The organism is Nostoc sp. CMAA1605 (assembly GCF_021596505.1).
Taxonomy (GTDB): domain Bacteria; phylum Cyanobacteriota; class Cyanobacteriia; order Cyanobacteriales; family Nostocaceae; genus Trichormus.
On the sequence record NZ_PJIZ01000151.1, the window covers coordinates 1 to 10,353 of the forward strand.

The following is a 10,353-nucleotide window of genomic DNA, read 5'->3' on the forward strand; positions in this document are numbered from 1 at the left end:
TATTCATCCTATCTGACGTACTATAGCTTACGCGATCGCAAGCGGTCATATTTTAGCTATACTTCTGAATTGATGCAATTTTATTCCAGTTGATAGAGATTAAATTCTTTTCTAATTGATGAAGTTAAAGGACGGAATTTTAATAATTCTTTGAAGAAGAAGAGAATCTTACCTTGGTTAGCGTTGTGAATAGTTGAAAAACCTTTTTGATATATATTTTCGCCGTTACCAATAATGTAAACAGATCCAATCATTGGTAAATTTTCTAGAATGTGTCCTTGATTTTTGAGAGTTTCTTTCAAACGTCCATGTGATCTATAAAATTCTACTAAATCATCAGGATAATCGTCATATTTTTCAGGTAAAGGACATAAATTCATATTGATTATATTACAAGTTCCACACCAAGCATAAAAGTGCGATTTTCTATAGTAGATTACAGCACTACTCTCTTTATATACATAGCCTTTATTAACAACCCAACCGTTAGAGTCTGGATGTTGATTAACAAAACTGACTAGATTACGACTGACACAATCATCAGCATCAGCAATCATAATATGATTAGGTACAAATAAGGCTTTGGCATACATTAAGCCTTTAATAATTTTCTTGCATTTATCTATGTTCTTGTCATTACGGTTGCAATTAGGGAGAGGAAAGTCAACTTCTAGATAGTGAACATGAGGATGACTAAATTCAGTTTTGGGACGTTCATGACACACTACAACTACTCGAAAATCTGAGTCCGTTTGATTACAAATTGAGCGTAAGGATCTTTCAAAAAGCTTGGAGACTTGATCCCATGATTTGGATACTTCTGCACTTTTGAGAGGAATGATAAAAACTAGCATAACTTTGGCTTTGTTGGTAATACAAGTGACAAGTATTTGTTCTTAAATATGACTATGTTACGAAAGAGAAAACACTATAAATTCTTATTATCGATAAGCTGCCTTAACAATTTATGAAAAATTAGTCCCACTCAGTTCACAATAAATCAATAAAATCGTTATAAATTTTCTATGTATTTACTTAATTACTTAGACAAGTATCAATTGGATGCAGTAGCCGAGGCGGATTAATGAGATAATTTGCGTAAGAAAGTAAGAAGGAATAGGGAACAGATAAGAAAAGATTAGAAGTTTTATCTCAGTTGAATCTATTAACAACTGAGGTAAGATTTATGGTGTTACATGATACGGTAGCAATGTCAAAAGTTCACTTGTTTAGTATACTTAAGTGCTAACTTGGACATTATGTCTGTTAGAGTTAGCAGTTTACTTATCAAGATAAATATACTAAATTTTTGCTCATATATTTTTAAGTCTGGATAAACCTTTGAAAAACTTTCTTAGTTTATCTGTGAAAATACTCTTTATAAATGAAGTGATCCTGAAAATATCAGTACACTAGTTTTAATTTAGTATGAAAATAAACCGATATTTACTGAAGTAGCAAGCTTTTTAGTACATAAATGATATTGACTATTAATAGTAATAAACATGAAACAATACTTAAAAATATAGTAATTTATAAGACTTCTTCTCAGAAAAACTGCTGAGTTCAACTGGATCAGTAAAAATTCTTAATGATCTTTATACAAATAAAGAAATAATGGGTGTTACTCCTCATGGCAAAAATGCTATACTGTGCTAAGTAGATGCACCCTGATGATCTGGAGAGCTGCCCAAGTGGCTCTCCTTTTTTCATGGATGGGGATTGGGGATTGGGGACTGGGGATTGGGGACTGGGGATTGGAGATTCGGGATTGGAGATTCGGGATTGGGGATTAGAAAGTAGACAAGGAGCAATTTTTTTAGCACTCATTACTCACAACTCACAACTCACAACTCAGCACTCATTACTCAACACTCAGCACTCATTACTCACAACTCAGCACTCATTACTCAGCACTCAGCACTCACAACTCAGCACTCACAACTCAGCACTCAGCACTCACAACTCAGCACTTTCAAGCTATAATCGCCAGTCAAGCTGCTAATTAGTTGTAAGGGTGAGAAATATGGCAGAGTGGCAGGAAATTACTGGTGGAGTGACAGCACCTAAAGGTTATAAGGCGGCTGGGATCACGGCTGGTTTGAAGCCTTCGGGATTGCCGGATTTGGCTTTGATAGTATCAGATGTGGAAGCGATCGCAGCTGGTGTATTTACTACCAGCCAAGTCAAAGCCGCTTGTGTAGATTATTGTCGTCAACGCTTGCAAGCTAAACCATTTGCACGGGCGATTCTCTGCAACGCTGGACAAGCTAACGCCGCTACAGGTAGTCAAGGGGTGCGGGATGCGGAAGAAAGTGCAGAATTATTGGCAAAAGAGTTAAATATTTCCCCAGAATCGATTCTTTTAGCTTCTACAGGGGTAATCGGTCAGCGTATTAAAATGGATGCTCTGCGGGGTGGAATTCCCAAATTAGTCGCAACACTATCTCATACTGGTTCAGATACGGCCGCAGGTGCAATTATCACTACAGATTTAGTCACTAAATCCATTGCCCTAGAAACTACTATCGCAGATCGTCCAGTCCGCATCGGTGGGATTGCCAAAGGTTCGGGAATGATTCATCCGAATATGGCGACGATGTTAGCTTTTGTTACTTGTGATGCAGCTGTCTCACCGCATCTATGGCAAGAAATGTTAAGCAGAGCAGCAGACAGAAGCTTTAATTCTATTACTGTAGATGGTGATACCAGTACCAACGATAGTCTGATTGCTCTAGCTAATGGTGAATCTCGCACCCCAGCAATTACAGAAATGGGTGCAGAAGCCGAAAAATTAGAGGCCATGTTAACAGCAGTATGCCAGCATTTAGCCAAAGCGATCGCCCGTGACGGTGAAGGTGCAACTTGTCTGATGGAAGTGCAAGTTACAGGCGCGCATGACGAACTTGCAGCCAGACAAATCGCCAAAACCATCGCCGGTTCATCCCTAGTGAAATCCGCTATCTTCGGTCGTGACCCCAACTGGGGACGCATCGCCGCCGCCGCCGGACGAGCAGGTGTACCTTTTGAGCAGGAAAATTTGAATATTAAATTAGGGGATTTTCTCCTGTTTGAAAACGGTCAACCTTTACCCTTTGACCGCGCCGCCGCTAGTGCATATTTAAAGAAAGCGGCAGCGAATTCTGTGCTTCCCCAAGACTTTGTTGCGACTAACAATAGTAATGATTTATCCGTTGATCGCAAGAATATTCCAGGTCAAAGAGTAGATAATCCAGTAATTATCGCTGTCAACGTTGGTAACGGTCACGGTGCAGGTAAAGCGTGGGGCTGTGATTTAAGTTACGACTACGTGAAAATTAACGCTGAGTACACAACATAAGGGAATCGGGAATCGCGAATCGGGCATTGGGAATGGGGAATCGGGAATCGCGAATCGCGAATCGGGAACAGATTATGTTTATGCCCAATGCCCAATGCCCAATGCCCCTTATCTCAAACGCCCCGATCGCAAGATACTAATAATTAGCCATAATCCTAATAAACTGGCGACGGCAAATAACACACTACTAATAAAAGATAGCTGTGTGGTTTGGGCTTTAGTGGAAATAATTGCTGCCCCCATAATCAGTGAACCTACGAGGATACTAAAGGATAAACGGTTAGCGGCATCGTCCATTGTGCGACGGACACCATCTAAACCATGTAAAGAAAGATTCCAACGCAGAGTTTCCGATGTGACTCGATCTAATAACAGTTCGATTTGTCGGGGAGATTGTAAGGAAAGGCTTTTAATATCTAAGGCGGTTCTGAGGAGCGATCGCACTGGATTATCGCCTAATAATTGCCGTCGAAACAAGTCTGTAATTAAAGGCTGAATTTCTTCAAATAAATTTACTTCTGGATTAAAGGTACGGGCTACCCCTTCTAAATTTGCCAAAGTTTTGGCATACAAGCCCATGTTACCGGGTAAGCGAATTTTATTATTACGAGCAACTTGCAAAATTTCATAAAAGATTTGACTAAAATTCATCTCCGTCAAACTGACGTTGTAATATTTCCGCAGCATCCTGTCATAGTCACTTTCTAGCCGCGCCAAAATTACTGGCTGTGCGGAATCTGCCAGTTGTAAAGTCAGTTGAGCGCATCTTCCCGCATCTAAATCGACAATAGCCAACAGCATCTCCGTCAAAATTTGCTGAGTGCGGGGATCAAGCCTACCTACCATTCCGCAATCTAACAATGCTACCCGCCCATCAGTCAGATAAAAAATATTGCCAGGATGGGGATCAGCGTGAAAAAAGCCATCAACATATAACTGCTGAAAAAAGGCACGAAATAATAATGTAGTAACGGCATTACGTTCTGCTACTGGGTTTTTACCGTTAATGCTGCTTAATTGGGCAGAGAGTATTGGTACTCCGTCTAGCCACTCCATCACCATTAATTTTTCTGTAGTCAGATGCCAATAAATTTCCGCCACAACAATTTTTTGCGGTTCATACCAACGACTGTGCGATAAATTACGTCGCAGTTGGTCTGTAAACCCAGCTTCCCTGGTAAAATCTAATTCCGCTTCTAGGGCTTTAGTGAATTCTTCGGCGATTGATTTAATTTCATAATTCTGCCCAAAATCAGTCCGCGCCACCAAATCAGCAATCCCTTGAATGAGGGCAATATCTTGGACAATCGTAATATCTATTCCTGGTCGCTGGACTTTTAATGCCACTTCCCGACCATCAATTAATGTAGCGCGATGGGTCTGGGCAATTGATCCCGCCGCTACTGCCACAGGATTGATGTATTTGAAAGTTTCTTCTAAAGGGCGTTTCAGTTGCTGACGAATGACGATTTCCACTTCTGCCCAAGGTACAGGCGGTACTTCGTTTTGCAAAGTGGAAAGTTCATCAATATAAGCAGCACTCAGTAAATCTGGACGGGTAGACAGTAGCTGACCAAGTTTGACATAAACAGGCCCCAAATCCACCAGAATATTTTTTAACACCGCAGGTGTAGGTAATTGGGGTTCATCAGCTTTACCACCAGTTAGCAACCTCCGCATATAATCCCAGCCATTGCGGAGAACAACTTCAATAATTTCTCTTTGGCGCGGAACAGTGTATGTTAAAAACATTTTGTTTTGGGGATTGGGGACTTATCAATTCAAAATTCAAAATTCAAAATTTAAGAATGATTGGGGATTGGGGATTGGGGACTGGGGACTGGGTATTAGGGACTGGGGATTGAGCATTGATTGAAATTTCTCCCTGCTCCCTGCCCCCTGCCCCCTTGCCTCTTGCTCCCTGCCTCTTTTCAAAGTAAGTCGGTAAATCGGGGATCGCTTTGTAGGGTTTTGAGGACTTGTTTAATTTCCTGGGTGCGTTCTTTGTTAACTATGAGGGTGACATTGCGATCGCGTACAATCACCACGTCCTCTAACCCAATAGTAACAACTACATCCTCTGAGTTAGTAGCATAAATAATTGCACCTTGCGTATCTAAACCCACATGGTTAGCCAGTTCAACGTTAGGATTGTCTGGTTTTTTCAGTAGTCTTTCGATAGCATTCCAATCACCCAAGTCATCCCACCCAAATTCTGCCGGTAAAACATATGCTAGATTAGTTTTTTCCATGAGTGCATAGTCTATACTTTTTTTCGGCAATTGGGGATAGACATCAACGCCTTTTTGTGCTATTTGTTCAATAATTTCTGGTGCATGGGTATACAGTTCCTTGAGAACAACACCAGCCCGAAACACGAACATACCGCTATTCCAGCTAAATTGTCCTGTAGACAGAAATGTCTGGGCTGTTTCACGGTCGGGCTTTTCAGTAAAACGGTTGACGTGATAAGCTGGCAACTCATTAAAGCTACCAATTTTTTCGCCTTGTTCAATGTAGCCGTAACCAGTTGATGGAAAGGTAGGCTTAATCCCTAATGTGACAATAGCTGGAGTGCTTGCCGCTAGTTGAGTAGCCGCATCTAATGTGCGTTTAAATGCCTGTTGGTCAGCTATCCAGTGGTCAGAGGGGAAAAAGCCAATAATCGCGTCGTCTCCGTAACGTTTTTGAATTTCTAAACTTGTCCAAGCAACAGCAGCAGCAGTGTCTCTACCTTGCGGTTCTACCAACAGGTTTGGAGGTGGCAATTCTGGTAATTGCTGTAGTATACCTGTAGCTAGCTGGCTAGAAGTAATTACCCATAAATCCTGCCAACTGCCAGCAACATCAATTAGTCGTTCGGCAGTTGCCTGTAATAAACTTCTAGAGCTACCATCAAGACTTAAAAATTGCTTAGGTCGGTCTTGCCGACTCAAAGGCCAAAAACGTTCACCTTTACCACCTGCCAGAATGACTGGGAACAAAGAACTACTCATGTTGTCATACGACCTACGCTAGAACATTTCAAGTTTACAGTGCAGTCTGACACTGGCAAGTTTGGTGGCTTGGATTAACATAACTTTTAGGGAGTGGTTGAGTGGGGAGATAATTGTGATAAAACAGGTTCAATGGTCAGAAGATCAGGTTACACCTCAACAGATACCAGATTTAGAGCTTGGGGTAAAACCTGGGCAACTACAACGTATCGAGAATCAAGTTCTAGCGCAATCAGCAACAGACCAGGAAATAACAACACAAGAACAAGCAGCTAACAGTTCTCGTAATGTTGTAGAGTCTGTAGGAGCGATTCCCAATGAGCTGTATGAGCGATTGGGATTGTCTATGCCGCGCTGGTTACTGTGGATTTTGACAGCCGTATTAGGGATTATCATGTCTGGGCTGTTAGTATCCACCTTGGCTTTATGGACTCCTTTATGGAGTAACTTAGACCGTACAGATGAAGAATTGGGATTTTCCGGTCAAAATGAACAGAAAATGCCCTTACCTGGGGAACTATGGAGCAAAATTTCCCAGTATCAGATATCCAAACCGATGAATATTCTGATTATGGGAATTGAACCAGTCAAAGGTTCTGTAGATGGTTCGCCGGAAAGTTTTTCTGGCAATAGCGATACCATGCTGCTGACTAGAATCAACCCCAATAATAAAACTATGCGGGTACTGTCGATTCCTAGCGATACGATGATTGCTATCCCAGAACAGGGATTAACTAGAGTGGCAGAGGCAAATGCCAAAGGCGGGCCAGTGTTAGCCGCCCGGACTGTCAGCCGGACGCTGAATAATGCCCGAATTGACCGCTATATTCGCCTTTCTACTAGTGGATTACGGCAATTAGTTGATCAATTGGGTGGGGTAGAAGTTTTTGTCCCCAAAGCTATGACTTATCAAGATCCAGTTAGTGGATCAACCGTCAGTTTAGTTAGTGGTTGGCAAACCCTCAATGGCGAACAAGCAGAATTATTTGCTCGTTACCGGGAGGAAGGACTAGGGGATTTACCCAGAGTGCAAAGACAACAAGCACTAGTCACAGCAGTGCTGCAAAGGCTCAACAGTCCTACTGTTTTACCGAGATTGCCCCAATTAACCCGCCTGATGCGGAAATATTTTGATACCAATTTGAAGATAGAAGAAATGATGGCGTTGGTGAATTTTTCCGTCAATTTAGAACGGGATAATTTCCAAATGACTATGTTACCTGGTACATTCAGCAAATTTAGTAAAGACCCCCATAGCTATTGGCTGAATTTGAACGGACAGCAAAATTTATTGAATAATTATGTAGGGGTAGATATATCTGGTGTTAAGCCTGATTCTCGACCAGTATCTAAGCTCAAAATTGCTATCCAAAATGCTTCCAATCAACCCCAGTTAACTGAAAAAGCTATTGCTTACTTGAAACAAAAAGGCTTTACAAATATTTACACGGTTCCCGCTTGGCCTGACACCCAACGTCAAACACAAATTATTGTACAGAAGGGCGATCGCTCGGCAGGAGTTAACCTACAGAAAATCTTAGGATTGGGTTTAGTTGAAGTTAAATCCACAGGGGATTTAGAATCAGATATCACAATCCGCATCGGCAAGGATTGGAAGTAATGAGGAGTGCTGAGTGGTGAGTGGTGAGTGCTGAGTAGTGGGTCAGAAGCAATTCAATAGTCTTAATTCCTTACTCATAACTCAGCATCGGCTAAACGCCGCGCTACTGCTAACAGCACTCAACCGCACTAGGTTTCGTAAAGTTATGAAAAAGTTCTTGCTGAGATTATTAAGTTTGATAGTAATTTTATTGCTGGCTTGTTTTTGGCTCATCATCAATCCCAAGCCAGCTTTTGCTCAAATTAATACTATTAACTACAGCAATGCTAATCTGGAAAATCGTGATTTTAAAAACGCTGAGTTAGTCGGTGTAACTTTTGTAGCGGCAGAAATGCGGGGGACAAATTTTCAAGGTGCAAATTTAAAAAATGCCATTTTGACTAAGGGTGTTTTATTAAAAGCTAATTTAGAAGGGGCAAATTTAACGGGTGCTTTGGTAGATCGGGTGACTTTAGATGGTGCAAATTTGAAAAATGCCATTTTTACAGAATCGACTTTAACCCGCAGCCGTTTTTATGATGCTGATATTACTGGGGCTGATTTTACAGACGCAATTATCGACCGTTATCAAGTATCTCTATTGTGCGAAAGAGCCACAGGGATTAATCCTGTCACAAATATTTCTACAAGAGAAAGTTTAGGTTGTCGTTAGTAGCTAGGGGTGGGACACCATCTCAAATAATTAATGCGATCGCCAAATTTTAGGTTAAATTTACTCAGGTATGCGCTCTGTTTAGAGTTGTCGGGTATTATTCGTGACTAATCAAGACCAAAAACCTTCTCGTTCTTTCGCTGGAATTGCTGGCATTGTAGCCGCAGCCACGTTAATTAGTAAAGTATTCGGTTTAATCAGACAGCAGGCGATCGCAGCTGCTTTTGGTGTGGGTGCGGCGGCGACTGCTTATAGTTACGCCTATGTGATTCCTGGGTTTTTATTAGTCTTACTAGGTGGTGTAAATGGGCCGTTACACAGTGCAATTATTAGTGTTTTAGCCAAGCGGAAGCAAGAAGAAGCCGCCCCTTTAGTCGAGACAGTCACGACTTTGGTGGGGGGTTTTTTGTTACTGGTGACGGTAGCGCAGATTTTCTTGGCAGATACTATGATCGATATTGTCGGTTATGGTTTGGATGCAAAAACGAGAGCGATCGCCATTCAACAGTTGCAAATTATGGCACCGATGGCTTTATTTGCAGGGTTAATTGGCATTGGTTTTGGGACTCTCAACGCTGCTAATCAATACTGGCTACTCTCTATTAGTCCCCTGTTATCGAGTGTCACGGTAGTCATTGGGATTGGGGTACTGGCTTTGCAATATGGCAAAGACATCATCAAGCCAGAATACGCTTTGATTGGTGGAATGGTTTTGGCTTGGGGAACTCTGGCTGGGGCAATTCTTCAGTGGTTAGTCCAGTTAGTTGTACAGTGGCGTTTAGGACTCGGTAAATTAAGGCTGAGGTTTGATTTTAAATCCCCTGGAGTACAGGAAGTAATCAAAATCATGACTCCTGCCACTATTTCTTCGGGAATGATGCCGATTAATGTGGCCACTGACTTGTATTTTGCTAGCCCCATCCCAGGGGCGGCGGCTGGTTTTAACTATGCTAACTTGCTAGTACAAACACCTTTAGGGATTATTTCTAACATTATTTTATTGCCCCTATTACCGATTTTCGCGAAACTTGCCGAACCTGAAAACTGGCCGGATTTGAAATTACGCATTCGTCAGGGGTTATTACTCACTGCTGTAACCATGTTACCGTTAGGGGCGTTAATGGTAGCGTTGTCTGTGCCGATTGTACAGATAGTTTATGAACGTGGCGCGTTTAAACAAGGGGCAACGCAGTTAGTTTCCTCACTACTCATCTCCTACGGTATTGGGATGTTCGTCTATCTGGGAAGGGATGTTTTGGTGCGGGTTTTTTACGCATTGGGCGATGGACAGACACCTTTCCGTATCAGTACATTTAACATCTTTCTCAATATCGTCCTAGATTGGATTTTCGTGAAACCTTTTGGTGCGCCTGGTTTGGTGTTAGCAACTGTCAGCGTTAATTGTAGCTCCATGTTAATGCTGTTATGGGTATTACACCGCCGCTTGCATGGTTTGCCTTTACGGGAATGGAGTTTACCGATTTTAGGGTTGACTGCTGGTAGTGTAGTTGCGGGAGTTACTAGTTTTGGGGTATTGCAGGGAACGCAGAAATTATTGGGTACACAGGGTTTAATGATTCAAATTTTACAGTTGTGTGTATCTGGTGCCGTGGGGTTAATGGCATTTGGAGTAATTGCCTACCTTATGAAAATCCCAGAAGTCAATAGTTTCGCTGTCAAGATGCGTCAACGCTTTTTGAAAAGATAAAACCAATCTGCAATGGGCTAACGCCCCGCTTCGCTA

Annotated in this window: 9 protein-coding genes; 6 read left to right on the forward strand and 3 right to left on the reverse strand. The window is 41.8% G+C overall.

Annotated features, from left to right (window positions below; genetic code table 11):
• Positions 1-80: 80 nt before the first annotated feature.
• Positions 81-854 (reverse strand): glycosyltransferase family A protein, encoded by a 774-nt coding sequence (locus CV014_RS28690; RefSeq protein WP_236145122.1) that lies wholly within the window; start codon positions 852-854, stop codon positions 81-83.
• Between the two features lie 875 nt (positions 855-1,729).
• On the opposite strand from CV014_RS28690, the gene CV014_RS28695 reads away from it, so the two are divergent.
• A complete protein-coding gene (locus tag CV014_RS28695; protein WP_236145123.1) occupies positions 1,730-2,005 on the forward strand; it encodes a hypothetical protein in 276 nt (91 codons plus the stop codon).
• A gap of 21 nt (positions 2,006-2,026) precedes the next feature.
• Positions 2,027-3,340 (forward strand): bifunctional ornithine acetyltransferase/N-acetylglutamate synthase, encoded by a 1,314-nt coding sequence (argJ, locus tag CV014_RS28700; RefSeq protein WP_236145124.1) that lies wholly within the window; start codon positions 2,027-2,029, stop codon positions 3,338-3,340.
• 108 nt (positions 3,341-3,448) lie between these two features.
• Here the strand turns inward: argJ and CV014_RS28705 are convergent, their stop codons facing one another.
• On the reverse strand, positions 3,449-5,092 hold the full coding sequence (locus CV014_RS28705; protein WP_236145125.1) for an ABC1 kinase family protein: 1,644 nt from the start codon (positions 5,090-5,092) through the stop codon (positions 3,449-3,451).
• Here CV014_RS28705 and CV014_RS30280 point away from each other — a divergent pair.
• On the forward strand, positions 5,080-5,205 hold the full coding sequence (locus CV014_RS30280; protein ID WP_268964948.1) for a hypothetical protein: 126 nt from the start codon (positions 5,080-5,082) through the stop codon (positions 5,203-5,205). The genes CV014_RS28705 and CV014_RS30280 overlap by 13 nt on opposite strands.
• 66 nt (positions 5,206-5,271) lie before the next feature.
• On the opposite strand, the gene CV014_RS28710 is transcribed toward CV014_RS30280, so the two are convergent.
• A complete protein-coding gene (locus tag CV014_RS28710) occupies positions 5,272-6,336 on the reverse strand; it encodes a mannose-1-phosphate guanylyltransferase (protein WP_236145126.1) in 1,065 nt (354 codons plus the stop codon).
• Between the two features lie 115 nt (positions 6,337-6,451).
• Between CV014_RS28710 and CV014_RS28715 the strand changes: the two genes are divergently transcribed.
• The 3 genes from CV014_RS28715 (at position 6,452) to murJ (ending at position 10,317) form a co-directional block, all read left to right on the forward strand.
• A complete protein-coding gene (locus CV014_RS28715) occupies positions 6,452-7,957 on the forward strand; it encodes an LCP family protein (RefSeq protein ID WP_236145127.1) in 1,506 nt (501 codons plus the stop codon).
• Between the two features lie 145 nt (positions 7,958-8,102).
• Positions 8,103-8,609, forward strand: a complete 507-nt coding sequence (locus tag CV014_RS28720; protein ID WP_236145129.1) for a pentapeptide repeat-containing protein — start codon at positions 8,103-8,105, stop codon at positions 8,607-8,609.
• 103 nt (positions 8,610-8,712) lie between these two features.
• The gene (gene murJ / locus CV014_RS28725; protein ID WP_236145128.1) at positions 8,713-10,317 is read left to right on the forward strand and encodes a murein biosynthesis integral membrane protein MurJ; all 1,605 of its coding nucleotides are present in this window, start codon (positions 8,713-8,715) and stop codon (positions 10,315-10,317) included.
• Positions 10,318-10,353 lie beyond the last annotated feature (36 nt).

Bases quoted from the DNA above. Each gene is read 5' to 3' on its own strand.
- CV014_RS28690 (WP_236145122.1), bottom strand. From the start codon at position 854: ATGCTAGTTTTTATCATTCCTCTCAAAAGTGCAGAAGTATCCAAATCA.
- argJ (WP_236145124.1), top strand. From the start codon at position 2,027: ATGGCAGAGTGGCAGGAAATTACTGGTGGAGTGACAGCACCTAAAGGT.
- CV014_RS30280 (WP_268964948.1), top strand. From the start codon at position 5,080: ATGTTAAAAACATTTTGTTTTGGGGATTGGGGACTTATCAATTCAAAA.
- CV014_RS28705 (WP_236145125.1), bottom strand. From the start codon at position 5,092: ATGTTTTTAACATACACTGTTCCGCGCCAAAGAGAAATTATTGAAGTT.
- CV014_RS28710 (WP_236145126.1), bottom strand. From the start codon at position 6,336: ATGAGTAGTTCTTTGTTCCCAGTCATTCTGGCAGGTGGTAAAGGTGAA.
- CV014_RS28720 (WP_236145129.1), top strand. From the start codon at position 8,103: ATGAAAAAGTTCTTGCTGAGATTATTAAGTTTGATAGTAATTTTATTG.